General features: G+C 42.0%; 21 protein-coding genes. 10 read left to right on the forward strand and 11 right to left on the reverse strand.

Annotation, left to right across the window (positions count from 1 at the left end; all coding sequences use genetic code 11):
* Positions 1 to 13: 13 nt before the first annotated feature.
* A complete protein-coding gene (mltG, locus tag LK453_RS03535; protein ID WP_007394605.1) occupies positions 14 to 1,195 on the reverse strand; it encodes an endolytic transglycosylase MltG in 1,182 nt (393 codons plus the stop codon).
* Between the two features lie 445 nt (positions 1,196 to 1,640).
* On the opposite strand from mltG, the gene LK453_RS03540 reads away from it, so the two are divergent.
* The 3 genes from LK453_RS03540 to LK453_RS03550 all read left to right on the forward strand — a co-directional run bounded on the left by LK453_RS03540 (position 1,641) and on the right by LK453_RS03550 (position 6,138).
* Entirely contained in the window at positions 1,641 to 2,330 is a 690-nt protein-coding gene (locus LK453_RS03540) for a hypothetical protein (RefSeq protein ID WP_007394606.1), read from the forward strand.
* A gap of 107 nt (positions 2,331 to 2,437) precedes the next feature.
* Positions 2,438 to 3,124: a hypothetical protein gene (locus LK453_RS03545; RefSeq protein WP_007394607.1), complete on the forward strand. Its 687-nt coding sequence runs from the start codon at positions 2,438 to 2,440 to the stop codon at positions 3,122 to 3,124.
* On the forward strand, positions 3,121 to 6,138 hold the full coding sequence (locus LK453_RS03550; protein WP_227674400.1) for a YjbH domain-containing protein: 3,018 nt from the start codon (positions 3,121 to 3,123) through the stop codon (positions 6,136 to 6,138). Before LK453_RS03545 ends, LK453_RS03550 begins: the two co-directional genes overlap by 4 nt.
* Before the next feature lie 155 nt (positions 6,139 to 6,293).
* Here the strand turns inward: LK453_RS03550 and LK453_RS03555 are convergent, their stop codons facing one another.
* Entirely contained in the window at positions 6,294 to 6,860 is a 567-nt protein-coding gene (locus LK453_RS03555; RefSeq protein WP_227671996.1) for a hypothetical protein, read from the reverse strand.
* 149 nt (positions 6,861 to 7,009) lie between these two features.
* On the opposite strand from LK453_RS03555, the gene LK453_RS03560 reads away from it, so the two are divergent.
* Complete coding sequence (locus LK453_RS03560; RefSeq protein ID WP_007394610.1) at positions 7,010 to 7,225, forward strand: DpnD/PcfM family protein; 216 nt, start codon at positions 7,010 to 7,012, stop codon at positions 7,223 to 7,225.
* On the opposite strand, the gene LK453_RS03565 is transcribed toward LK453_RS03560, so the two are convergent.
* Both LK453_RS03565 and LK453_RS03570 read right to left on the reverse strand, forming a co-directional pair.
* Complete coding sequence (locus tag LK453_RS03565; RefSeq protein ID WP_007394611.1) at positions 7,186 to 8,220, reverse strand: aminotransferase class IV; 1,035 nt, start codon at positions 8,218 to 8,220, stop codon at positions 7,186 to 7,188. The two genes, LK453_RS03560 and LK453_RS03565, sit on opposite strands and share 40 nt — an antisense overlap.
* Positions 8,221 to 8,401: 181 nt before the next feature.
* Positions 8,402 to 9,097 carry a hypothetical protein gene (locus LK453_RS03570; RefSeq protein ID WP_007394612.1) on the reverse strand — a complete coding sequence of 232 codons (696 nt, stop codon included), beginning with the start codon at positions 9,095 to 9,097 and terminating at the stop codon, positions 8,402 to 8,404.
* 344 nt (positions 9,098 to 9,441) lie between these two features.
* Between LK453_RS03570 and aroE the strand changes: the two genes are divergently transcribed.
* On the forward strand, positions 9,442 to 10,275 hold the full coding sequence (gene aroE, locus LK453_RS03575) for a shikimate dehydrogenase (RefSeq protein WP_044298258.1): 834 nt from the start codon (positions 9,442 to 9,444) through the stop codon (positions 10,273 to 10,275).
* A gap of 91 nt (positions 10,276 to 10,366) precedes the next feature.
* Here the strand turns inward: aroE and LK453_RS03580 are convergent, their stop codons facing one another.
* Positions 10,367 to 10,705, reverse strand: a complete 339-nt coding sequence (locus LK453_RS03580; protein ID WP_007394614.1) for an FUSC family protein — start codon at positions 10,703 to 10,705, stop codon at positions 10,367 to 10,369.
* Positions 10,660 to 11,448, reverse strand: a complete 789-nt coding sequence (locus tag LK453_RS03585; protein WP_201537112.1) for a hypothetical protein — start codon at positions 11,446 to 11,448, stop codon at positions 10,660 to 10,662. Before LK453_RS03585 ends, LK453_RS03580 begins: the two co-directional genes overlap by 46 nt.
* 646 nt (positions 11,449 to 12,094) lie before the next feature.
* On the opposite strand from LK453_RS03585, the gene LK453_RS03590 reads away from it, so the two are divergent.
* The 3 genes from LK453_RS03590 (at position 12,095) to LK453_RS03600 (ending at position 15,836) form a co-directional block, all read left to right on the forward strand.
* A complete protein-coding gene (locus LK453_RS03590) occupies positions 12,095 to 13,915 on the forward strand; it encodes an acyl-CoA dehydrogenase C-terminal domain-containing protein (protein WP_201541760.1) in 1,821 nt (606 codons plus the stop codon).
* Positions 13,916 to 14,152: 237 nt separating this feature from the next.
* On the forward strand, positions 14,153 to 15,118 hold the full coding sequence (locus LK453_RS03595; protein ID WP_007394617.1) for a WG repeat-containing protein: 966 nt from the start codon (positions 14,153 to 14,155) through the stop codon (positions 15,116 to 15,118).
* Positions 15,119 to 15,413: 295 nt separating this feature from the next.
* Positions 15,414 to 15,836 carry a hypothetical protein gene (locus LK453_RS03600; RefSeq protein WP_227672018.1) on the forward strand — a complete coding sequence of 141 codons (423 nt, stop codon included), beginning with the start codon at positions 15,414 to 15,416 and terminating at the stop codon, positions 15,834 to 15,836.
* 62 nt (positions 15,837 to 15,898) lie between these two features.
* On the opposite strand, the gene LK453_RS03605 is transcribed toward LK453_RS03600, so the two are convergent.
* The 3 genes from LK453_RS03605 to rapA form a co-directional block, all read right to left on the reverse strand.
* Positions 15,899 to 16,273, reverse strand: a complete 375-nt coding sequence (locus LK453_RS03605; protein ID WP_007394619.1) for a 5-carboxymethyl-2-hydroxymuconate Delta-isomerase — start codon at positions 16,271 to 16,273, stop codon at positions 15,899 to 15,901.
* A 113-nt stretch (positions 16,274 to 16,386) separates the two neighbouring features.
* Positions 16,387 to 16,854: a Cys-tRNA(Pro) deacylase gene (ybaK, locus tag LK453_RS03610; RefSeq protein WP_007394620.1), complete on the reverse strand. Its 468-nt coding sequence runs from the start codon at positions 16,852 to 16,854 to the stop codon at positions 16,387 to 16,389.
* 131 nt (positions 16,855 to 16,985) lie between these two features.
* Positions 16,986 to 19,868 carry an RNA polymerase-associated protein RapA gene (rapA, locus tag LK453_RS03615; RefSeq protein WP_201537108.1) on the reverse strand — a complete coding sequence of 961 codons (2,883 nt, stop codon included), beginning with the start codon at positions 19,866 to 19,868 and terminating at the stop codon, positions 16,986 to 16,988.
* 514 nt (positions 19,869 to 20,382) lie between these two features.
* On the opposite strand from rapA, the gene LK453_RS03620 reads away from it, so the two are divergent.
* Positions 20,383 to 21,330 carry a D-2-hydroxyacid dehydrogenase gene (locus LK453_RS03620; protein ID WP_007394623.1) on the forward strand — a complete coding sequence of 316 codons (948 nt, stop codon included), beginning with the start codon at positions 20,383 to 20,385 and terminating at the stop codon, positions 21,328 to 21,330.
* Between the two features lie 164 nt (positions 21,331 to 21,494).
* Here LK453_RS03620 and LK453_RS03625 read toward each other — a convergent pair whose 3' ends face one another.
* Entirely contained in the window at positions 21,495 to 21,866 is a 372-nt protein-coding gene (locus tag LK453_RS03625) for a DUF805 domain-containing protein (protein ID WP_007394624.1), read from the reverse strand.
* A 75-nt stretch (positions 21,867 to 21,941) separates the two neighbouring features.
* Positions 21,942 to 22,838 carry an EamA/RhaT family transporter gene (locus tag LK453_RS03630; RefSeq protein WP_201537105.1) on the reverse strand — a complete coding sequence of 299 codons (897 nt, stop codon included), beginning with the start codon at positions 22,836 to 22,838 and terminating at the stop codon, positions 21,942 to 21,944.
* 439 nt (positions 22,839 to 23,277) lie between these two features.
* On the opposite strand from LK453_RS03630, the gene LK453_RS03635 reads away from it, so the two are divergent.
* Entirely contained in the window at positions 23,278 to 25,212 is a 1,935-nt protein-coding gene (locus LK453_RS03635; RefSeq protein WP_007394626.1) for an ABC transporter ATP-binding protein, read from the forward strand.
* The last annotated feature ends 44 nt before the right edge of the window (positions 25,213 to 25,256 follow it).

The following is a 25,256-nucleotide window of genomic DNA, read 5'->3' on the forward strand; positions in this document are numbered from 1 at the left end:
CTTTATCGATAGATTATTGACTGTTTTTCTTATCACGCATCACTTGTAGATACTCTTTTACGGCTTGATTGTGCTCAGCCAGCGTCTTAGTGAACTTGTGGCCCCCATTACCAGTCGCTACAAAATACATCACATCGCTATTGGCAGGATGCATAGCGGCTTCGATAGAAGCAGTAGAAGGCAGCGCAATCGGCGTTGGTGGTAGGCCATCGATTTGATAGGTGTTATAAGCCGTCTTTTCATTAATGTCTGTACGGCGAATATTGCCATCATAACGCTCGCCCATGCCATAAATAATGGTGGGATCTGTCTGCAGACGCATGCCCTGATTAAGACGGTTGACGAAAACCGCAGATACCAGTTCGCGCTCACTTGCTATGCTGGTTTCTTTCTCGATAATAGAGGCCATGATTAATGCGTCATAAGGCGTCTTATAAGGCAGATCTGAATCACGTTTCTCCCAAGCTTCATCCAATGCTTGCTGTTGACGTTTATAAAGATCTGTCAAAATCTGCTTGTCCGTTACCCCTCGAGCATAGTGATAGGTATCTGGGGTAAACCAACCCTCTAAGTTGCTAGAGAACTGTCCTTCTGGGGTAAACGCATCAATACCCAACAGCTGTTTAAAGTTGGCTTTAGGCTTACCATTAGATTCTAGGACTTCTAAGACAACCCCGTCACTATTGGCAATGACTTTATATAAATCAGCAGCAGTTTTACCCTCAATAATTTGGATTGAAACCATGTCTACTTTTTGGCCTTTTTTGAAGGCATCCATTAGCTGTTTAAAGCTGGCATTTTTAGGCACTTCATAAGTCCCCGCATGTAGCGGCGTATCAACGGTAGATTTGATATACAGTTTGGCTAAACTGGCCGAGAACATCGGCACATCACGCTGAAACTGGGGCAGGAAACCGTAATAGCTTTCCCCTTCTTTCACCACTAAGTCGCCTGCCTCTTGTTTAGAATGTCCAAACAAGGTCTGATAACCCATGGCCAATACAAAAGCAGCCATTAATCCAAATACCAACATGAGCTGATAGCTACGTTTGGAGGTGGGTTTTGGTGGCTGTTTCTTATGACGAGAAGGGTCGTCACAGACTAAAGACACATCTGTGGGTTGCACATTTTCAGTCTCAGTAGCAGACGGTTTATTCGGATTATTGCTTGGATTTTTTGGATTAGAATCGCTCATAGCCACTCACGAGGTAAAAGTTTGCTAGAATTTAGCACTGTATGCTCTGATATTCAATGGTGAATGAGCATCTGGGGTGTTTGGTCTCCTATATAACTCTATATGAACAACTATATATAAGGCATAGAGTTAGATTAATTCTCTTATCTAATGAACCCTCTCCTAACCTCTTTAATACCCTTAAATAAGTCACCTTTTAATTCTAATACATCAAACTTTTGCAGATTTTAACTGCTTATCGTTGAAGATTACAAAAAAATTACTATTGACGATTACCCTTAACCAATGATTTCTATTGGCTTTTTTTTAAACAATCCTTTTGGTGCAACTCTGAACTTTATAATGATTAGAAAAAAAAGTGTAAATACTATCTAAAAATGTTAATGTAAGAATTAAATTTACCTTAACAATATATTTTAAAAAAACTAATAAAAGGATTCTAACATTGAAAATACTAGTAGGCGTTATCTCGTTAATAACCCTAGGGACATTAAGTTTTTCTGCCCAAGCCGGCATCCATCAAGACTCTCATGGCAATGTGGGTTATGATACTTTAGAAGAATGTCAACAAGCTATAAATTCAGGAACAGCTAGATTTTATAGATCTAGCACCTTTAAAAAGCCTCTATTACACAACAATGAAGTATCAGTATCTGAAGGATTGCTGGGTAATTTACACCCACAATTTCAAAATGGTACTTGCGATATTGGTACAGGTCATCGCCAACGTCGTGATGGCGTTGCTAAAGCCATTCAAGGTAAATATATTCCTTACTCACCAGAGATGATGATTAATCAATATCATGATGCTTCAGGTAGAATTGTTCGTGTCTCTATGCATCAGTGTGATAACTGGTTTAGTGGCGCATTCCCTAAAGGTATGCCTGTTGTTCCACCACCGCAACCTGTTCCACAACCAGCACCGCAACCTCTACCAACCGTCCAGACACCCCCTCCTGTCGTACAACCTGTAACTCCACCACCACCAGCTCCTACGCCAGCAGTCGTAGCATCTTCGGGTAGTATTCCTGTATGGGCGCCAGTAGCCGCTGCCGCAGTAATTGGTATTGCGATTGCCGCGAGTGGTGATGATGATAATGATTCTGGCACTTCAGGTACTACAGGCACTAAATAAGTAGCCATTCATATCTGATGTACTCACCATCCTTATAAAACCTTAATATGCCTTAAATTTGTAAGAATTTAAGGCATATTTTTTCTGAATCATAAAGATGAGAAAAAATGCTAAAAATAAATAAGCCTACTTTTACGCTATTAATCGTAACTGGTGCTTTTACAGTATTCGGATGTACTACCAAAACAGGATGTTCAGAAAGCAATACGATATGTTTTGGTACTTCTAAAGGCATTATTACTGGCAATAATGTTTCTAAAAACAGTGCCGATATGCCTAAACTTGATCCCAACTTTAATTATATTAGGCTAAATATGAACGGCCACATTGCCTGGTTGGCGCAAGGCGCTAACGATCAATGGCCGAGTCTTAATACTGAGGTGTTTTATAGTGCAGATCGTTCTGTTTTCAAATGGAGCAATGGCCGTTTAATTACGGTAACGACACCTGAATATGACTGGCGTGAACGTACCGTCTATCCTTTAAATTGGTCAGCACACAATCATCAACAATTCATGCGAGAGATTGATACGGTGGACGGCATTACAGCGGTTCGTGAACGGCGTGAATTAAGCAGTAATGGGACGCCTGAGCGCCATGATTTTGTCGGTGATAAAACGACTTTAAACTGGGTACATGAATACACCATATCAGCAAGCCCAACGATGCAAGCTCAACCTACCTTCGATAGTTGGTATGCGTTTGATTCGAATAATATGAATAAGCCAGTCTATGGTCAACAATGCATCTCAAAAAGATATTGTTTATCTTGGCAAGTATGGAAAACATCATGAAGCGTAAATTATGTGCTCCTCCCCACTTTAATTACAAACATTTAGTTCTGGCTTTATCTTCCTGTCTCACTCTATCCATTAATGCTAATGCGCAAAATCAAACCCAGTCGCTGACCACAACTTTAGATAACTCATCTGAGGCTGTAGAGTCAGTTATCAGTACCTCTAATCATTCAAGAATGCTGACCGGTCCTGCAGGCCAGCGAATGGGCGGTTGGTTGTCACAAGAGTTGAATAATCATCAAAATAGTGGCTTTAAACCTAACTCTAAATCTGACTTTAAACCTGCCTATGAACCTGCCATGGCCTGGCAATCGAGCGCTGAAGTAGCACCGCAGCGGAAACAGCAAACAACCCTTATTGCCGATTTAGATCATCTTTTAAAAAGTAAGTCGTCAATAAAAAATAACTTATTACCCCTAAAGCAGTGGTTGCAGTCCCTATCAGCTACAGGGCGTGTGCTGCTTCCTAAGCAGGACCCTCGCTATTTAGAAGCCAACCCAAGTATTGAACCTGTTTTACGTACTGGGGATACTGTTCTTCTCCATGCCAATCCAAACACAGTGACCGTATTATTCGATGACACACAAGCGTGCCGAGTTCTTTATGAAGCGGGTACAAAAGCCCAGAACTATATCGACGATTGCCTAACCACTTTAAACAAACAGACGCAAGCCGATGATGCTTATCTGATTTTACCAGATGGCACTATACAATACATTACCTTAGCAAAGTGGAATGCCCAAAGCCAGATGCCGCCTATTTCAGGGTCGTGGCTATGGGTACCTGATGCTACCACTGGTTGGCCAAAAGATTTGGCCCAAGATATTGCTAAATTTATAGCCACTCAAGGCCAAGATTTGCCATTACCATTTGGGCAAAATGAGAATCCTATTAGTCTTACCGTTAGCCAACCTGAAACGTCCAGAGATCTACCTATTAGCTCAAGCGACTGGGGTGTCGTTGGTTTATTACAAACCCCTACCGCAAGGATGCATGACCAAGGCACCTTAGTAACTCATATATCTCACGTCGATCCCTATACTCAATACAATCTTCTTTTGCAGCCATTTAATAGGCTTGAAACCACCGTACGCTATAGCAATATTGATGGGGTATCTTATGGTCCTGTCAGCCCCAAGCAAGATTTAAAAGACAAGTCATTAGATGTTAAATTGAAGTTATTAAAAGAGGACCGCTGGTTGCCTGAATTAGCTGTTGGCTGGCGAGATATGGCAGGTACTAGCTTATTCGCTGGTGAGTACCTAGTCGCTAACAAACGTTACGGCGACTTTGACTTTAGCTTGGGTATGGGTTGGGGCTATTTAGGCGCTCGAGGTAATATTGATAATCCTCTAGGCGCTATTGATGATCGCTTTGATGAGCGAATTGTGGATAAGGGAGGCGAAGGTGGAGAATTGAGTGCGAAATCTTGGTTTACTGGCCCAACCTCATTATTCGGTGGAATACAATGGCAGACTCCTTATGATCCGCTTACACTCAAAATTGAGTATGATGGCAATGATTATCAGTCTGAACCTTATTCTGATAAAAACCTGAATACCAAGGACTTTCCAGTCAATATTGGGGCGACCTGGCAAGATTTAGACCGTGGTATCGCTGTTAGCGCAGGCTATGAGCGTGGTGATACTCTTATGCTTGGCCTAACCTTGCAAGGAGATTTATCCAAGCTTGGCCGCATTAAACCCAAAGCCTATCAAGTCAAAAATATACAAAAGCTTCCAGCCACTCAATACTCTAATCTTAGTTATCAAATCAATTTAGGCCAAGGCAATTCAGACACTTATACTAATCCGGCCATAATCAATGCCTTCTCTCAAGCTACTGGATGGAAGGCCACAGACCTGTCAATCACTCAGGGCAATGTTATATTAAACGTTGAAGACTATGGTGGCGCCTTTATCAAGGAAAGACTGCAGCAAGGTATGGAAGTACTACGTCAAGTCTTGCCAGCGGACACTAATTTTATTCAAATACAAGTGTCTCGTTATGGAGAGCCTGTAGGTGTATTCAATATCGATCCAGACACGTGGTCTCAGCAATATTTACAGCTTCCGCCTCCCTCACAGCGTATTGATCACCCACTGACCATTACCACAGCGGTACCTACCTATCCCGCTTTAAATACTCAAGTAGTGTCTCATACTGAATTGCCAAAAGGGTCTATTCGATTTACACCCAGTTTGCAGCAAAGTATTGGGGGTCCTGACGGCTATCTATTTGGTATTTTTGCGAATGCAAATGCAGATTACAAACTTTGGACAGGCTCATGGGTAGATGGCACAGCACAAGTGCGTGTGGTAGACAACTACGATAATTACTCGTATGTAGCAGACAGCAATTTACCTCGGGTTAGAACTAATTTTGGCGAGTATATGACCACCTCCAGAATCCTCATGCCGAACCTTCAGTGGAACCAATTTAAATCATTTGGTAATAACTTATATGGCTTAGCATACGCAGGATACCTCGACCCTATGTTTGCCGGTGTTGGTGGTGAAATTCTATATCGTAAGCCTAATCAGCCTTGGGCCGTGGGCGTCGATTTAAATCATGTGCGTCAACGTGATTTCGACCAGCATTTTGGGTTGCAAGATTATGAAGCCACTACGGGTAATGTTAGTGTCTATTGGGACACCCCTTGGTATGATGTCGATATGAAGGTATCCGCCGGTCAGTATTTAGCGGGGGATAAAGGCGCCACATTAGACTTGTCTCGTCAGTTTAATAATGGCGTAAAAATGGGTGGCTGGATTACCAAGACTGATGTCACCTCTGAAGAGTTTGGGGAAGGTAGTTTAGACAAAGGCATTTACGTATCCCTCCCATTAGACACTCTATTTAGTCAATGGTCATCGAGTTCAGCGACATTGGTATATCAGCCTCTAATTCGTGATGGTGGTGCGAAACTTTATCGAAAGAATGAGCTAATAGACTTAACCTCTCCACTAGACAAGTCAGCATTGGATATCAAAAATCCTTTAGCTCGCTAGTGGATGGTATCGCTCGAAATAATCTCATCTTAAATCTTTCAGTCATCGTTAAAGTGCGGTGGCTTTTTGATGAAAGACGGTTTATTGTTTTGACAGCTTGATTAGAGTTACAGCCAAACTGTTAGAATCCAAACCATCCATAGCGACTTATAAGATTATATTCTGTTCTCGTAACAGCTTGGACGCATATGTGCTGTTTTTGAAGTGCTATTTATATTGGATATTAGCTTTGATCTATCATCCCACATAGGAAGATGTGCTGTCGCTACTAGCCTTTCATGAAACTGGTGGGGAGCATATTCCTCATCTACCTCGTCATTGATACGAAAAAAACATTCTTCTCGGTAATCTATATAGCAATGCAGCCTATTTTTCACAAACTTATTCCAATGCCATAACAGTTGTATAGACGTTGCCACAGGTTTGGTAAAAGGCTCTAAGTTTACGGTTAATGCACACATAATAAGTCCATCTTCAGGAATAATATGGATACCCTGTTGGATAACCTCTTGCCGAGTGTGTGCATATTCAAATATTCCCCCATAAGCCCTATAGCTTTTAATGTCTTTTAAATAAATAAGGCCGAATGCTAATTGGGTAAATCTTGGTAAATGAACGATTTTATCTGGATGCAATTTTGCTTTTTTACAAAGCTCATCAAAAGCCATCAAGCGCCGTAATTGTACTGGAATCCTCTTATCTTCATAGATAGAACGCATCATAATCACTTCTTTATTTGAATGAGAAGTGATCATTGATCAAAAAACAAACAGGCACAATAGCTATTAACAAAAGACGATCAATATCAATCAGTTATAGATTATATAATTTGGTTTAAACACTTTTGTTGCATGCCTACAAGGTCGATTAGATGAAAGGATTGTTAGAAGAATTGATGAGCGAAACACCCAAGACTTACTGTGTAGAAGTGACAGAGACCTTGTCAAAGTTGGTAAAGATTAGTGCAAGTAGTGAGGAGCAAGCCTTATCGTTGGTCAAACAGGCATATCGGCAAGAAAGTATAGTCTTAACTAGCGAGGATTATCTTCAAACAAACTTCTTATTGAACGGCGCTAAAGATAACTGAAATTGCTCATCTTGAAACCATAACTGCTGAACGGGGATCACGCCACGTACCCCATTACAAAAGAACATCGACTCAATCTGGCCCAAATCTTCATCGCGTAAAAGACGTTCTTGAGCCGGTACACCTTGACGGGCCAACCTATCCATAATGACCTGACGCATAACCCCGCGAACGCCTGAATGGATAATCGGTGGTGTATACCAATTGAGGGAAGTTTGATGACTATTGGTCGCATCTGGCTTGGATTTTAAACAATAAAACACATTGCTCATTACCCCTTCCACCCAATTACCACTCATATCTGCTACCAAGCCTTCAACGAGTTCAGGATTCTGCTGCTTATGGCGTTGTAACTCACCAGCTATGATTACCCCATCCAAGCGGTTTAAACTTTTTAAACCCGCTAATGGCTCAGGTAAGCTGGCTAGCTGTGACTGCAAACACTTGGCAATAATCGGTGATTGCTCTAGCACAACCTGTTCTAAGCATTGTGAATCACTACCCTGCTTTATCGACTCCTGCTTTATTGGCAAAAACTGAGCCGTTTGTTGCGCTAGCGGTGCAGTTTTCATCACCCCTATCCAAATTAAAGCCTCATTGTCACAGGCAAGCATTGAATACGCATATCCTCGTAGATCTTGGGTAGGACGAGAAATGATGAGTTTTATCATGCCATGGTCGATAGTAGCGGCAAACTGCTGTAGTTGCGGCCAAAGTCTTTGCTCAACTTCAGGAGTAATAGTTAACTGTAAGGCTTGGCAATGGCTATGGAGACGGGCTTGATGATAAGACGGCCAAAGTAAATGAGCATTATGCACCCCCATGGTGGTAAAAAACCCATCACCATAGGCCAATGCCCGTAGATTAGGTGCAATTTGCTGAGGCGCAGTCGCAAGATAATCAGAAACAGCGGTAGAGGAAGGTGCATTTTCCGAGACGGAAAGCGCCATCATGCCAGTATCGCTGAGTTGATACCATGTCATGGCATGAGACATAATGATTTCCTCTAATGAGAGATTTGTTGATATGAGAAGCTTATTAAGATGAAAGACTTATTAAGATGAAAGAATATTTAAGCGAGGCAAAGCCAACCAATGAACCACTTTGCCTTATTACTTTAAAAATCATTTTAAAACCAGTCATCCCTAACTAATAAATTAGAAAAAATAACTGGATTTATTTATTTATAATAATCATGCAGCTGTAGAACTCACACTTAGCCAGCTCTACCTTAGTCTCATTAATGGTTTTATTCTTAACAATTTTCCCCGTCAAGATACTTTTTACCAAGTCGCCGCCTTCTTTACCCATCAGACCAGTCATGACTTTGTATACTTTTTTGGCATGATCAACGCTCATTTGCTTTTCACTGTCTGAGTCATTGGGGTTGGCATAGTACCAGCCTAGCTCTAAGTAATCATCAGAATCAATGATATCCAAATAAGGTTCATCGCCTTTCATAAAGCGATATTTCACTGCCATATTACTGGCATAATCTAAGCTTTTTTCATCAGTGACGGTGACTTTACCGAATTGTTTTTTTATCGCATCCACATCTTCTAAGGTCAGATTTTGAGCTTTGGCCGCTTTCCAGTTTTGTACATCGTAGCTTACCGGTTTCCCTTCAGGCTTTTTGTTAGCGCTTGAATCAACACGGCTATCTGCTTGATGACTGGCCACAGCATCATTCTTAGACAGAGCTTGCTTTGAAGCTTCTGCTTCTGAAGAGGCTTCAATTGGCGTCGAAGTTTCATCGGCCTTGCTACACCCTGTAAATAATAAACAGGTGGCTAACCCTATGGCACTGAACTTTGAGAGCATTGAGCCTGTAGTAAATGGTCGGCTAGAGTTTTTGGACTTGCTGAAAATCATTCACGCACACCTTTTTACTTATTTTTTGGACCGTTACCCACCTTGGTAACGCTTCTATGAAGACTTTAAAATAAAGCCCCCACTCTCTCTAAAAATGAGTGTCTAGTTTATCCAAATCGCCACGCATTGCATAGTGGAAAAAGCATGAAGCCCAAGACAAACCTTACAGACGACTCTCCCAAGCATAGTGGGTTTGTTATACTCATCTTTTTGTACTAAATTATAGGTAACAAACAGCCGAGACAGCTGTCTAAGCTCACTGTATGTTAACCCAGTTTTGGCATTATCTTACGCCCACCAACCCACTTCGTCCTAATAGGACAGCTAACAACACAGAGTATCTTATGAGTCAGTCTAGCCCTCAGCACTTCATCGTTATTGGCAATCCTATCGCCCACAGCAAATCTCCTGAGATTCACCAGCAGTTTGCCAAACAAACGCAGCTACAGATTCGTTATAACCGTCAGTACTGTCCCGATGACGCTGCCAGCTTTATTGCCGTGGTAGAAGCGTTTTTCAATGGAGGCGGTGTTGGCGCTAATGTGACTGTACCTTTTAAACAAGTAGCATACCAGTTATGTGCAGAGCGTGGGCAGCTTTCAACACATGCTCAAGTGGCAGGAGCGGTGAACACGCTTATGCTAAAGGAAGGTAAAATCTATGGCGACAACACTGATGGTCAAGGATTGGTCAATCATCTACTCAGCCTAGGCTGGCCACTTCAAGGCGCTAAAGTTGCGATATTGGGTGCTGGCGGGGCATCACGCGGAGTGGCTCTGCCGCTTATTGAGGCGGGTATTAAACAGCTTACCATTGCCAACCGCACCGTGGAAAAAGCCCAAGCCTTGGTTCAACAACTGGGTACAGCCAGCCCAATTATTGACGCTATTCAGCCTACTTACTGTGCTTTAGAACAGTTAGAGGGTGATTTTGACATCATTATCAATGCCACCTCAATCGGCCTATCAGGTGACATGCTACCTCTAAAAGACAGCTTAAATTGCCACTATGCTTACGATATGATGTATGACCGTGAGCTACCGTTTTTGACTCATTTTTCTGATAAAGGGGCTGAAGTTTCACCAGGCTACGGCATGCTCATTGGACAAGCGGCGTTAAGCTTTAAACTGTGGACTGGCGCTAGCGTTGACCTTAATGCCTTAAATGAGGCTCAGTAACGATCCATAAATGATGTTAGTCAGCATTACCTCTATCGATAACACTAACGTTAATAAAATGGCTTTATACAATAATAAGCTACCCTAAGCACTATGGTTTGGGACTAAACACTTTAGTCTCTAAAGCCATTAACGGCTTTCTTAACCCAGTAGAGTGCATGACTACCCCACCAAGTAAGGCAATAAGACAGCCCAATAAGGTGTCTAAGAACCTAGCTTGTACAATACCGTCGTAGGCCGCTGATGCACCAGCAGATAACGCTGAGTGCCCCCTGCCGTATTCAGCAATAAATATTGTCAACGGCGTGACCATAACCACTGCCAACGCATAATGGCGGGTAATGATGGTTTCTATCCAGACAAACATCATAAATATGGCGATTGCTACCCCGATGTCTGATAAGGGCAGTGACAATAAAAACCAAGCCACAAATACCCCAAAATCCGATGCAACTGTTTAATCCACATCGTCCGTAATTGCATGCCTTGCATGATAACGTAGCAGCTAACAGGAACCCAATAAGGGTAAGGCATGTCTAACCATAAAGCCACCTCCAGTGACAGTACCACAAAGGCGCTAACAATTAAGCTCTCTGTCACCATGCCCAACTGATAACCATAACCTAGGTCTACATGCTCCGCTGGCGACCTTACTATCCACAAATTATAGAACAGAGACACTATCCAAGCATAAATAGCCCCAGCAGCAACAATACCAATTTTAGGCAATATCCCCGACCATTCTACTGGCATAAAAATAGCCAAAACTGACGCCATAATAATAAACATACCCCCAGGTGGAGGCAGACGTAGATAGCGGCCTATTAGCACCATTGAAAAGGTCATTAAGATAAACAGTGGCACTCTTATAGCTGGCAGGTTATGAGCCACAAGACCTAAACTAAAGCTACTGACCATAATAATGCCAATAAAAAATAGTAATCCCTGACGTTGATGTATATTGCCTGCTTTAGGCTGATTAAGAAATATCATGGCACCTAAAGAAGCCAACACCCCTATCGGTAGCTGATCAAATAAAGCGGCAATAAAAATGGTAGAAGCTATGGTAAAAGCGGCCATTATCCCTACGTATAAGGGTCTAATTTTTGGTTTAAAGGTAAATAAATGGTCAGCTTCTCGTTTGGCAAGCTCTTTTAAACGCTGTGTTGACATAAAGAGGAAATACTCAGATTGTGATTTTTTAGAATTATAGTTTAGTAAGGTTTAGGAAAAGCAAAAATACACTAGAATAAAAAAATGAGACAGAAGGGATGCCCTCTATTTTATTTTATAGAGGGTGTTATTGTTTGAGTAAGATATCTAGAGTTAAGCATTGAAGCAAAATTATCTAGATAAAGTTATCACGGGAAGTTTTTATCTAACTTAAAATAAGTGTCATTTAGAAAAATAGGATAGTGACATTTCACTAACAGGAGTCCAACACTTCTCTAGACTTAAGTTAATATTATAAGGATATGCTGTTTAAAAAGTTTAAAGACACTGCTTTAAACACACTTTTAAAAACAATGCTTTCTGAAAGCATTGCTTTATAGTGACTTTTTATTAGAAAAAACTAAGCGATTGTAAGTCCAATATAATTTTAAAACGAAGCAAAGCAGGTGCTTTTTTTTGAGCTTTATTAAACTTATTTTTATGAAACAGTTATTCACCGATGAATAATAGTTATGAATAATAGGTTTTTATGTTAATTGGGCTTATACTAAAATCCATATTACCCTCCTATATTATTCACATTATGCTAGGTTGACAATACCTCGCAGCGGCGACAAATATATTATTCAATGGAAGAGAGTCTACTATGCTAAGTTATAAAGCCCCCTTACGTGACATGAAATTCTTATTAAATGATGTGTTCGATTTCCAGACGCATTATAAAGATTTAAGCAATGGTGAAAATGCTGATCCAGAAACTGTAGATATGATTCTACAAGGTATCGCTGACTTCGCTGAAAACGTTATTAGCCCATTATATCAGCCAGCAGATGCTGAAGGTTGCCAATTTAAAGATGGCGTTGTGACTACGCCAAAAGGCTTTAAAGATGCCTACAATCAGTTTGTAGAGGGCGGCTGGCAAGGTATTTCGTACCCAGAAGAGTATGGCGGTATGAACTTACCGATGTCATTAAACCTTGTTAAATCTGAAATGATTGGTACCGCTAACTGGCCATGGGCAATGTACCCAGGTTTGACCACGGGCTGTATCAACACTTTAATGCAATACGGTACTGAAGAACAAAAAGATACTTACCTACCTAAATTAGTAGAAGGTACGTGGTCAGGTACGATGTGTCTAACTGAACCACAAGCAGGTACTGACTTAGGTCAAGTAAAAACCAAAGCGGTACCACAAGAAGACGGTACTTATAAGCTAAACGGTACCAAAATCTTCATCTCAAGTGGTGAGCATGACCTAACTGATAACATCATTCACATCGTTCTAGCCCGTCTTCCAGATGCGCCTGAAGGTACTCGTGGTATCTCGCTATTTATCGTTCCTAAATTCAATGTCAATGAAGAAGGCGAAGCGGGCGAGCGTAACGATGTAAGCTGTGGCTCAATCGAGCATAAAATGGGTATCGCGTCATCAGCCACTTGTGTTCTAAACTTTGATGATGCTACTGGTTACCTAATCGGTGAACCGCATCGTGGTCTAAAAGCAATGTTCACTTTCATGAACACTGCCCGTATCGGTACTGGTATTCAAGGTCTGGCTCATTGTGAACTTGCTTTCCAAAACGCCCTTCCTTATGCCAAAGAACGTCGTTCAATGCGCACTCTATCAGGCGTAAAAGAGCCAGAAAAAGTAGCTGACGCTATCATTAACCATGCTGACGTACGTCGTATGCTGTTGACCATGAAGTCGTTCGCTGAAGGCGGCCGTTCAATGATTTATCATGCTGCGCGTTATGCTGATAAGATGTCTCAAGGTATCGCAGAAGGTAATGACGAAGAGTTTGAAAAGTGGGATGACAAGCTAGGTTTCTATACCCCAATTCTAAAAGGTTTCTTAACTGAACTAGGTATTGAAGCAGCTAAAGAAGGTCAGCAAGTATATGGTGGCCATGGTTACATTAAAGAATGGGGCATGGAGTTAATCGCTCGTGACGCACGTATTGCCACTCTTTATGAAGGAACCACTGGCGTACAGGCACTTGATCTATTGGGCCGTAAGGTAATCTTACAGTCAAAAGGCAAAATCATTCGTGATTACACCTCAGGTATCATGAAGTGGTGTGGCGATTATGCTTTAGACAAAAACATGCGTAAATTTGTTTGGTCATTAACTAAGCTATGTGCAGAGTGGAATACCTTAACTGTACGTCTAATGCTAAGCGCGCGTAAAGACCGTGAAATCATCTCAGCCGCTTCTGTTGACTACTTAATGTATTCAGGTTATGTGATGATGGCTTACCACTGGGCACGTATGGCAGCCGTAGCTTATGACAAGCTAGAGAACGGTGGTGTTGAAGCGCCAGAATTCTACAAAGCTAAAATTCAGACTGCTGAATTCTACTTTGACAAGATCTTACCTCGTACTTCAGGTCATGCTGAAAGCATGGTAGCGCCAAGCTCGTCTATGACCGACATGGACATTGAGCACTTTGCTTTCTTAGACTAATCTATCGGCTATTTGCTACTAGATTACAAAAAAACCGCTCTATTTATTAGGGCGGTTTTTTTATGTCTGTGAGTATTAGACTTCGAAGTAAATAAATTTAAAATTTACAAAATATAAAACTTAAAAATAAAATTTTAAGTCTAGCTTATATATTAATCTTGCTAAAATATGATTAAATATTGTTATGAGATTTATTAGATAACTACTTATTCTTTTAACTATTTAGAGATTTCTATCATGAGAAAAACCACCCTATTACTTGCCATTACAACAAGCCTATCTATGCTGCCTAGCCTTGCTAGTGCAGCCAACTCTGTCAACTCTTCTTGTGTGACACCTAAGGCTTCAGGATATGATCAAATTGGCTGCCTCCATGATGGGCTGGCTGGAGTAATCAAGACTATAAAAACCAAAGCAGGTCCTGTAGAAAAAGTAGGTTATATCGATAAAAAAGGTAAGTTGGTTATTCCAATGGTTTATGACGTTGAATATACAGGAGATGGTGGCGAAGAAAGTACTTTTTATGACTTTTCAGAGGGATTAGCACTGGTTAAAAAAAATGACAGTTTTGGCTTTATTGATACTCAAGGCAATGTAGTCATTCCCCTCAAATACTGGTCTGCTAAAAGCTTTACCGAAGGCTTAGCACCTGTTTCCATAAGCTACACAGAAAATAATGAGTCCAAGTGGGGCGCTATTGATAAGAACGGAAAAATCATCATTCCTTTTGAGTATGAAGATTTAGATAATTTTAAAGGCGGTCTTGCCACTGCTAGAGAATATAATAATGAAGAATATGGGAAGGCTGGGGTCATTAACAAAAAAAATGAGACAGTTATTCCGTTTGCTTATGATGAAGTTGGCGAGCTGAGTGAAGGGCTATTAGCCGCGTCTAAAGACTCCAAATGGGGGTATATCGATATCTCAAATAATGTGGTCATCCCTTTCACTGCTAAATACCATCATGCCAATGCTTTCTCTAATGGATTGGCTGCAGTGTTTGGTTCCCAAGCGGATTCAGATTATACTTTTGGGTATATTGATAAAAAAGGCAAGCTGGTTATCCCGATAAAACACCAACTTCCTTATATGACATCTTTAGACGAAGCTAATTTTAAAAATGGTATCGCTACCGTGTATGACATAAATGAATCTAAATTTTGTATCAACCTTAAGGGTGCCAAGGTTAAATGTCCTAAATAGACAAGGGAAAAGCCGCCTCAATTTCGCTTTATTTTATATAACAAACAAATCTTCAGTACCGCTATCTGTGTACCCACTAGATTATAAAAAAACCGCTCTATTTATTAGGGCGGTTTTTTTATGTCTACAATTTTTTACTTCACACTAAAGTAGGGTCGGCTCATACTAAATACCTAATCTATTATATCTAACCCATCAACTTATTTTTGAATTAACAAAGGGACAAGTTATGGCTATTTTTAAACTCCTTCACTCTTTCAGTAAAAACAAATCCAGCATTAGTGACCCCCTTAATATGAATTGGGCTAAGTTTAGTTTATTGACATTGTTATGTGTCAGTCAAATGGGCGTAGCGGCTTCTATCAAACCCATCCATTTCCAGCAAGGCGCTGTTACCAGTAAGGTAGAGGGGGTTTTACAACCGAAACAGAATGACACTTGGTATCAATTTAAAGCCCAGAAGGGTCAGTATGCAGTCATTAACATTATGGCTAAAAGCAATACCACTGAAATAGCCAATGTCGGCGTGTTACATATGCCTTCAGGCAAGGAAGAAGGGAGCAAAGGCGGGATTGTCTATCAAGGTTGCCTGCCCGAAACAGGCAACTATAAGCTGCGTATTGCACGCAACCTAATGGCGACTACAGGCGGCAAAGCAGGCTACCAAGCTGAAGTGGTAGTATTGCCTAATTATGCCAGCCAAGAGCTGTGTAAATGATTTGAGCACAGATGGAACTTGTGGTTCTATTCTTAATAAAAAATAAAGACTATAACCCTAAGCTAAGGCTGAACGCTTATCTTGCTATAAGCGGCGCTTAACTCCACCACTTCAACACAGTACTGAATACTGACTCGGCCAGACTGCTGCTCAGCCAGCTCTTGCTGTAAACAAGCCAGCAGCTTCTCGGCCAGATCATCACGAATCTGTTGGCTGCGTCCGGGCATTAGCCTTAATTGTAGATAAATAAAGCCTTCTTGCTGTTGATCATCATCTATCCCTACCAAAAAGGTCTCGACATCGAGTAGACGCGCCTTAATGGCTTGCGGCTTATCGAAGTGGCCGGTTTCCCATAAGCAGCTATTGAGTTTTTTGAGTAGGCGCTCAGGGCGGTTAATAGTAATGTTTGGTGTGGCTTGAACAATAACGTGTGGCATCTAAGTACTCTATATAAGTTAAAATCAGAAATGGATAAGACAAATGAGACTTCGTGTCTGTAAGCCTGGCGCTAATTAAATGGCTTTAATCAAAGCGTTTTAATCAAATGGCTCTAGTCAACAATATCGGCAAATTTAGCGGTCAGTGCTTGTGCTAATTGCTGTGGCGGTAGTTCAATCTCAAGTCCTCGCCTACCCCCGCTGACATGAAGAGTGGTTAACGATTGGGCAGAATCGTGAATAATCGTAGGCAGTCGCTTTTTTTGACCCAAAGGACTTACTCCGCCTAAGACATAGCCACTGCTTCGCTCGACCATCTTTGGGTCTGCCATCTGCACTTTTTTGCAGCCCAGTGCTTTGGCCATTTTTTTGAAGTTTAAGGTGTCACTGACGGGCAGTACTGCCACTGCAAGTTTGTTGGCATCAGTCTCTACAACGAGCGTTTTAAATACCTGCTCAGCAGGTAAACCTAATTTATCAGCCGCTTCTAGACCATATGACTCAGCGTTAGGGTCGTGTTCATATTCATGGATTTGATAATTGAGCTTTAATTTTTTGGCTAAATTGATGGCTGGGGTCATAGACAGTCCCTTCAATACAGATAAGTTCTCAATACATTTAGAGTACCGCATAAGTCTAAAAACTAAAAGCCCCCCCTTGATTCAAGGAGGGCTTTTTTATAGTGGTCAGTTTAATCGTCTAGTCCAGGGGATTATGGCTTCACGGCTACCAACACACGGATACTGTCTGGCACAAGCGATAAGTTATTCAACGCCTGCTCTCCTTGTGCTTTCAGATTTTCTAAACGCTCAATCTCTTCATCACGTACGTTCGGGTTCACTTGTTGTAGCTGCTTTAAGCGGCTGATTTCACGCTCCCAAACTTGGCTAAAGCGGGCCAATGCTTGGGCACTGATTGTCTCAAGTTTACTTTGAGCAATGGCTTCAGCATCATAGTAACGCGACTCAATAACTTGACTGCGTACTTTAACCACCTGACGGGCACGGTTTTTATCCAGACGTTCAATATGAGGCATAATCATATCTGCGGTGATACGCTCTGATAAATCACCACCCTGCTCACCTAAGAACACCCGTAAATTTTGGGTCGGTAGCGTAGCTGCTAAATTCAATACTTTAGGAGCAATAGTAGCCACTCTAAAGTTAACTTCTATCAGCAGCATGCCCTCTGGTACGGTATTACTCTTCAGCATCGCAACTGTCGTGTTACCAAAGGTACCTGAGTTAACCATGTCATAAATGGCCAACATCAAAGGATGCTCGTGAGTGATAAAGTCCATATCTTCGCGCATCAAGGCTTGGCTGCGCTTAAAGGTCAAGGTCATGCCATCTTCAGAGATAGGTAGGTTATCAACATCGGTATGCTGACTGTTTTCAGCCTCTGGTGGATGCACCGCCCAAGAGCCATCGCGTTGTACACTGTGATCTAGGTTCACCGACGAGAAGAAACGATCTAAGAATGCTGGTAATAAATTATTGGCATCAAAGTCGCTCATCGCATCCGCAATACGTGAGGCAACTCTTGGACGACAAGAGTTGTATTCAAGCAGGCGATCTCGACCCGACTGCAATTCTGCCTCTAAGTCTTCACGGACACTGGCGGCTTGCACAATTAACTCACGCAACGCTGCACGGTTTTGTTCATTGTCCTCGCCTTCAAGTAGCGGTTTAAGCTCTACGATAAACTGCTCTTGCACGGTTTGGGCAGTCGGTGAGATATGATTAAAGATATTAAGCGCAGCATCATACCAGTGGTACATACGCTCTTGAGCAGTGCCTTGAATGTAAGGCACGTGCAAGGTGATTTTTTGACTTTGACCAATACGGTCTAGACGACCAATACGCTGCTCTAAAGTATCTGGATTCGCCGGTAAATCCCAGAGAATAAGATGACTGGCAAACTGGAAGTTACGACCTTCTGAGCCAATCTCTGAACACAATAAGATTTGGGCACCAGCGTCATCAGCGAAGAAGGCAGCGGCTTGGTCACGTTCCAATAAGGTCATTTGCTCAGTAAAAATAGCGGTCTTAATACCCGCATGTAAGCGTAATACCGCCTCTAAACTCTCTACTGTAGCCCCACTACGAGCAATCAGCAGTACTTTTTTCTGCTTTAACTCTTCTTTTAATAGTTTGATCAACCAAGGCACACGGGGGTCATCTTCTAGCCAGCCACCATCAGGTTGATTTTCTTCGCCCCATAACTGCTCACGTAATTTACCACACGTTTGATAGCTGCCGACCCAGCTCTCTGGACAAGGCAATGGGTGGGGACGGCTAGTACGGCCATGGAAACCTTGAACACTGTCGCGCGTATTGCGGAACAGCACTCGCCCAGTACCGTGACGGTCTAACAACTGATTTAGGGCATACGTACGTAGTTTGTCATCTTCGTTAATAGTGGCCAACTCATCTGGATTACTGAAGCCAAGAAGATGGGTTAACGCTTTAATCTGACCTTCGGATAAAGGTTTTTGATCCATTAATACTTCTGCCACAGCGGCAGTATCAGAGAAAGCAGCTTGACCCTCAATAAAGTCTTCTAAGTCATCAAAACGGTCCGAATCAAGCAGACGTAAACGGGCAAAATGACTTTCTATACCTAGCTGTTCGGGGGTAGCGGTTAGCAATAAAACACCTGGGGTTTCATGGGCAAAATCTGCCACTAACTCATATTTATCGTTGCCCCCCTGCTCAGGATCCCAGTGTAAATGATGCGCTTCATCCACTACCAAGAGATCAAAACCAGCTTCCATCGCTTGTTCATATAAGTCGTGGTGATCGAGCAGTAAATCTAGGCTGGCAATAATGCACTGCTCTGTGGCAAATACATTTTGATCGGGGTTGTGCTCTTTAATCGCAGCAGTACGTACCAAGTCAAATAGAGCAAAGTTTAAGTTGAAGCGGCGGCGCATTTCCACCATCCACTGATACTGCAAACTGTCTGGCACTAATATCAACACACGCTGTGCTTTACCCGTCAGTAACTGCTGATGGATAATCAGTCCCGCTTCAATGGTTTTTCCCAAACCCACTTCATCAGCTAATAAAACTCGCGGCGCGATACGCTTACCTACTTCATGGGCAATATATAGCTGATGTGGAATGATGTCGACGCGAGCGCCCATCAAGCCTTTGAGCGGATGGCCTGCCAGTGCAGACTGCATACGTAAGATGTCTTGACGCAGCTCATACCAATCGCCACGCTCAACACGACCTGCCAACAAGCGCTCTAGAGGCTTGGCCAAAGTGATATTGGCGGCCAAACGGGTTTCCATAATGCCACGTGGGTGTCCTTCCACATGATATTTGATCACCCCCATCACCTCTTCAATCCCGGTAACGATGTGCGTATTCCCTTCTTGATCGGTAATCTCATCGCCTACCTTGAAAGTCACTCGAGACAAAGGTGCCGAGTTTTTGGCATATACACGGGTTTCTTCACTTTGAGCGAATAAGATATGCACACAGCGGTCATCAACATCAATAACCACACCTAAGCCAAGCTCAGCTTCGGTATCAGATAAATAACGTTGACCAACGGCGAATTCGGGGATTAAAGCAGCTATTGTCATATATCAGTCAATTCTTTTATTAAAATGTAGGGTTTCGCTTATTCACAAGCAACAACAGTATGAAATGCTGTCAGTTGTGCCTTATTATAAAGGATTATTAGCACTATCTACGTTAATGAGGCCAAAGTTAGTAAATTCTACACCTAACTGTTTGAAAACACCTCTTGCTATCGATATTTTTTGTCATTTTAACAAGGAATGAGTCTTATTATGATGATTTAGCCGCAAAATTTATTCAAATTAATTCTATCTATGACCTGGGTGATTAATAGCCGTCGCTTTTTTAACAGCTCACTTGTTTATTGTCAGCTTTAGAATTTTTGGCTTTACAACGGTTGGCTTTGAAGTTATCAGCTTTAGAACTGGGGCTGACAGTGGTAGCATGTTGGCTTAGAAGGGCTTATTCATCGCTTCAACCCGCCCCTCATTTACTAAACTCGTAATTTATTTAACCCATAATTTAGAGAAATAAGGCCTAAGAGCCTTAACAGACTTTTATATCAAGGAGAAAACTATGCAAGCGGTATTTTTGGACCGAGGGACGTTTCTAGACACTGTTGATCTACCCGCCCCTAAAGGTGTCAGCGATTATATAACTTATGACGATACTGAGCAGAATGATGAGTTAATCATTGAACGCTGTAAAGACGCCGATATTATTTTTGCCAACAAAGTTAAACTTAACGACAAAGTAATTGCGGCCCTACCCAATTTAAAACTGATTCAGCTTACGGCCACCGGGATGAATAATGTCGATGCAGAAGCTTGTAAAGCACACAATGTTGAGCTGTATAACGTCGCCGGTTATGCGGTAAAAAGTGTGCCAGAACATACCTTTATGTTGATGTTGGCTGCACTACGGGCTGGGGTTTATTATCATGACAAAGTCAGTGACGGCAGTTGGGAACAAGCAGGTAGCTTTTGTCTAATGGACGTGCCCTTGATTGATTTGGAAGATAAGACCTTGGGTATTATTGGTATCGGCACTATTGGCAAGCGTGTCACTGAGATTGCCAAAGCCTTTGGTATGAAAGTGCTGTGGGCAGAGCATCAAGGTAAAGAACCACGTAATGATGACTATACTGATTTTGATACTGTGCTTGAGACCTCAGATGTGATTAGCTTACATTGTCCTTTGACGGAGCAAACGAAGCATTTAATTAACCAAGATACTTTGGCCAAAATGACCAAGAAGCCGTTGGTGGTGAATGTGGCACGTGGCGGTGTTGTCGACTCTCAAGCCATGACAGATGCGGTACAAAGTGGCCAAGTTATGGGTTATGCCACCGATGTATTTGAGCAAGAGCCAACCACTCAGGACGACCCTTTGTTGCAGTTGGCCAAACAAAATCACCCTCGAGTTGTGTTTAGTCCGCACAATGCGTGGGGCAGCCAAGCCGCTCAAGAGAAGCTGTGGGAGATATTGAGTAAGCAGGTAAGTGAGTTTATTGCGAAGCAGTAGAAGAGTTTTGAATAAAGACTCAATGTATATTAACTTTATCCTTTATTTTCAAATACTGAGCCATTCTTCATAAAAAAAAGACTCGTAAACATTCGATATTATATTTAATAAGCCTAGGCTTTCAAGGTTTAGGCTATTAATCCTTGTACACTATCATTTCTGAATTAAAGACCTTTGGGATTGTTACCATACTTATTGGAACCAGGTTTACTGTCCATACAGCACATGATAAGTAAGACAACAGTACCAAGGTACGGAATGAATGACAGCAATGACCACCATCCAGATAAACCAATATCATGCAAACGGCGGACGGTGACTGCCCATATAGGAATCGCTAACCCTAGACTATAGACAACAATAATGCCAAATATAATATTTAATCCAGTCTCAGAGTTGCCAAATGGTATAATTAGCAAGCTAATAGCAATTACAAATAATAGATAAAATAAATTAAACATCCAGAATTCTTGTCGGCTTGCTCGACCATCAAAGTCTGCATATCTATTTTTTATAGCATCAAAGAACCAGTTCATAAGATCCCTCTCACTCAATACTTCAGTTATCTAGTTATCCACTATTTATATCTAATAATGGAACTCAATAAATATTTAGCCCCAAAAGAGCACAAAAACACAGGCAATTGCTAAGACAATACCCAATATATTAAGCTTGCTAAGCGTCTCTTTGAAAGCAAAGACACCGATTAACGTAGCCACGGCAATAACCCCGACGTTCATGCCGGTGAAGACCACACTGGGAGAATCTGCCAACACTTGATGCGCTTTAACATAGGCATAGATATTGCCCATATTTAATGCCCCCAATATCAAGCCTGATGCCAATGCTTTGCTGTGCCATTGGGTTTTGTTGATTAACAGATAAACAAACAGTAATAGTCCGGCGAGCCCAAAGGTCATAAATAGGGTCAACGGGAAAGCAGCACCCTGCTTGGCCACTTGTTTAAATAAGATATCAATGACACCGTAACCTACCCACACGCCTAATAACCAAACCCCCACAGGGACTTTTTTGGTTATGCCAGATTTATTGGCACTATCGGGGTTGGCATAAATCGACTGATTAACAGTCGCCGTCTCCGGCTTACGGTAAATTAAAGCCACAAGTGCTAGAAAGCCGAGAAATATACCCCAAGTGCGCTGCAAGGTCAGAGCCTCACCAAATAAGGCGAAAGCGGCAACTATTGGAATAATAAGTGACAAGCGCTGTGCGGCATCGGTTGCAATAATACCCACCGATTCAATAGCCCGACCTAAGATAACAAACACTAACGGCAACAATATACCCAATAGCAGTATAATACCCCAAGCACTGCCTAAGTCGTTGATAGTAGAGAGATCGGGCTTTAATAACAGCCCTGTCAATATAAAAGCCACGGGATAACCGGCGACAATAGTTTGACGAATATCGATTTGATTTTGACGCAGTACTTTTAGCAGTACGGATACTGCCACACTGCATAAAACCGCTATAAACAGATAAAACATGACTTTTTAGACCAGTTAATAAACGTGTTAGGAATGTAACAATTTATTTCTATAGATACAAGCATAGGGATAAATAAAAGACAAAAGCCAACCTCAGCAGTCATTAATTCTGCTAATATCTACCTTGTTTCGTAGCTGTTTCATCCTCATAAATAGCTCGATAACAGCCTGTTTAATGATCGCTCAACAATCGTTTAATAGCCGTTCAATAATCAGTAAATACCCATTACCTTACACCCAAATTCAGCCTTAGTTTCTGTCTATAACTATCTATATATCGCTAAGACTGGCTGTGTATAGTTACCTTAAACGTTATCTTTATTCTGCTTTTATATTTTATTCTGTCTTTATATTCGGTGATGATTTAGACAGCGCTGTTTTTAATGTGAACTGTCTCTCTTTCTTTTAAACACAATTTATTGTGATTTTGTTGGTCCTTATGAATAAGCTCTTCCAGTACTTCGAGACTCGCCTTTCCGCTTTTCCCGAAAATAAAATCCCTCTGCCCAAAGAAGGGTTATTTAAATTCCTGTGGGCCTGTACTTATGGCCTACGTAAATGGCTCGTCTTGTTTATGGTGCTTACCGCTGGTATTGGCGTGTATGAAGCCCTACTCTATGCCTGGATTGGGGATTTAGTTGACTGGATGGGGATATATACCCCCACCACGCTTTGGGAAGAAAAAAGCAGTACCTTAAAGATGATGTTCGCCGTATTGGTGCTTAGTCCTTTTTGGGTAGGTCTGGCAGCATTGGTACACTTTCAGGTGATTCAGGGTGTGTTTCCGATGCAAATGCGTTGGCGTTTTCACAAGCGCATGCTCGGTCAGTCAATGGAGTTTTATCAAAACGAGTTCTCTGGTCGTGTTTCTGCCAAGGTGATGCAGACCGCCCTGGCTGTACGAGACACTGTGATTACTGTCGTCGATATGATGACTTATGTCCTGGTTTTCTTCGTGACCAGTGGCATTATCTTATTTCAGCTCGACAGCTTATTACTCGTCCCCTTTGCGCTTTGGATAGTGATGTTTGGGGCGACGCTGTGGTACTTTTTGCCAAAGCTTAGAGAAACTGCCAGTACTCAGGCCAATGCTCGTGCCTTAATGACCGGCCGCATTACCGATGCGTATGCCAATATCATGACGGTTAAGCTATTTAGCCACTCGCGACGAGAGCTGAGCTATGCCAAGGCAGCCATGAAGCAGTTTTTGGGTACCGTCCATGGTCAGATGCGCTGGGTTACTTCGCTTGAATTCGTCAACCACTTGGTTAGTGTGGCCTTAATTGGAAGCACCGCTGCTATCGGTCTGTATTTGTGGCAACGAGGCGATGTGGGTGTTGGCGCTCTTGCAGTAGCGACAGCGATGGCTCTGCGCTTAAACAGTCTAACCCACTGGATTATGTGGCAAATGGCCAGCCTATTTGAGAGTATTGGTACCGTACAAGATGGTATCCGTACCTTATCGGCGCCTCAAAAAATAGTCGATGCGCCTAATGCTAAAGAGTTGGTCATCACTGAGGGTCATATTAAGTTTGAAAATGTGGACTTCGGTTATGAAGGGTCAGGTAAGGCCAATATGGGTTTAAAAGTTGCGACAGAAGACGACAAACTTGATCAAGACGCATCAGCGCTCAATAACCAATCAACTTCCTCAAACTATATCAAATTGTTGGATAACTTTAATTTGGATATCAAACCGGGCGAGAAAATAGGTCTGGTAGGTCGTTCAGGGGCAGGTAAATCGACGCTAGTGAATCTGTTGTTGCGCTTTTATGATGTGGACTCAGGGCATATCACAATTGATAACCAAGCCATTGATGAAGTGACTCAAGAGAGTCTGCGTCGTCAAATTGGTATGGTGACTCAGGACACGTCTTTATTGCACCGTACGGTTCGAGAAAACATTGCTTATGGTCGCCCTACAGCAACAGATGAAGAGATTATCGCGGCCTGTAAGGAAGCACAGGCGTGGCAATTTATTGAAGAATTGCATGATTCTAAGGGCAATACCGGTCTAGATACTCAGGTTGGTGAGCGTGGGGTTAAACTCTCAGGTGGGCAACGTCAGCGTATCGCCATTGCTCGAGTGATGCTCAAAAATGCGCCTATTTTATTACTTGATGAGGCCACTAGTGCATTAGATTCAGAAGTAGAATATGCTATTACTGAAAGCCTAAACAGTATGATGACCGGTAAAACGGTTATTGCTATTGCGCACCGTCTGTCGACCATTGCAGCATTAGATCGCTTGGTGGTTATGGACAAAGGGCGTATTATTGAGCAAGGCAGTCATGAAGAATTATTGGCTAAAAATGGCGTTTACGCAGGTCTTTGGGAGCGTCAAAGTGGTGGTTTCCTCGGAGAAGATGAGTAACATGATTTCTACAGCCAGTGTCACAGTTTAATTGGAAGAGGATG

Origin of the sequence: Psychrobacter sanguinis, assembly GCF_020736705.1 — a bacterium.
GTDB classification, from domain to species: Bacteria; Pseudomonadota; Gammaproteobacteria; order Pseudomonadales; family Moraxellaceae; genus Psychrobacter; species Psychrobacter sanguinis.

Bases quoted from the DNA above. Each gene is read 5' to 3' on its own strand.
- LK453_RS03560 (WP_007394610.1), top strand. From the start codon at position 7,010: ATGAAAGGATTGTTAGAAGAATTGATGAGCGAAACACCCAAGACTTAC.
- LK453_RS03565 (WP_007394611.1), bottom strand. From the start codon at position 8,220: ATGTCTCATGCCATGACATGGTATCAACTCAGCGATACTGGCATGATG.
- aroE (WP_044298258.1), top strand. From the start codon at position 9,442: ATGAGTCAGTCTAGCCCTCAGCACTTCATCGTTATTGGCAATCCTATC.
- mltG (WP_007394605.1), bottom strand. From the start codon at position 1,195: ATGAGCGATTCTAATCCAAAAAATCCAAGCAATAATCCGAATAAACCG.
- LK453_RS03550 (WP_227674400.1), top strand. From the start codon at position 3,121: ATGAAGCGTAAATTATGTGCTCCTCCCCACTTTAATTACAAACATTTA.
- LK453_RS03595 (WP_007394617.1), top strand. From the start codon at position 14,153: ATGAGAAAAACCACCCTATTACTTGCCATTACAACAAGCCTATCTATG.
- LK453_RS03620 (WP_007394623.1), top strand. From the start codon at position 20,383: ATGCAAGCGGTATTTTTGGACCGAGGGACGTTTCTAGACACTGTTGAT.
- ybaK (WP_007394620.1), bottom strand. From the start codon at position 16,854: ATGACCCCAGCCATCAATTTAGCCAAAAAATTAAAGCTCAATTATCAA.
- LK453_RS03590 (WP_201541760.1), top strand. From the start codon at position 12,095: ATGCTAAGTTATAAAGCCCCCTTACGTGACATGAAATTCTTATTAAAT.
- LK453_RS03605 (WP_007394619.1), bottom strand. From the start codon at position 16,273: ATGCCACACGTTATTGTTCAAGCCACACCAAACATTACTATTAACCGC.
- LK453_RS03600 (WP_227672018.1), top strand. From the start codon at position 15,414: ATGAATTGGGCTAAGTTTAGTTTATTGACATTGTTATGTGTCAGTCAA.
- rapA (WP_201537108.1), bottom strand. From the start codon at position 19,868: ATGACAATAGCTGCTTTAATCCCCGAATTCGCCGTTGGTCAACGTTAT.
- LK453_RS03570 (WP_007394612.1), bottom strand. From the start codon at position 9,097: ATGATTTTCAGCAAGTCCAAAAACTCTAGCCGACCATTTACTACAGGC.
- LK453_RS03585 (WP_201537112.1), bottom strand. From the start codon at position 11,448: ATGTCAACACAGCGTTTAAAAGAGCTTGCCAAACGAGAAGCTGACCAT.
- LK453_RS03545 (WP_007394607.1), top strand. From the start codon at position 2,438: ATGCTAAAAATAAATAAGCCTACTTTTACGCTATTAATCGTAACTGGT.
- LK453_RS03630 (WP_201537105.1), bottom strand. From the start codon at position 22,838: ATGTTTTATCTGTTTATAGCGGTTTTATGCAGTGTGGCAGTATCCGTA.
- LK453_RS03555 (WP_227671996.1), bottom strand. From the start codon at position 6,860: ATGATGCGTTCTATCTATGAAGATAAGAGGATTCCAGTACAATTACGG.
- LK453_RS03635 (WP_007394626.1), top strand. From the start codon at position 23,278: ATGAATAAGCTCTTCCAGTACTTCGAGACTCGCCTTTCCGCTTTTCCC.
- LK453_RS03625 (WP_007394624.1), bottom strand. From the start codon at position 21,866: ATGAACTGGTTCTTTGATGCTATAAAAAATAGATATGCAGACTTTGAT.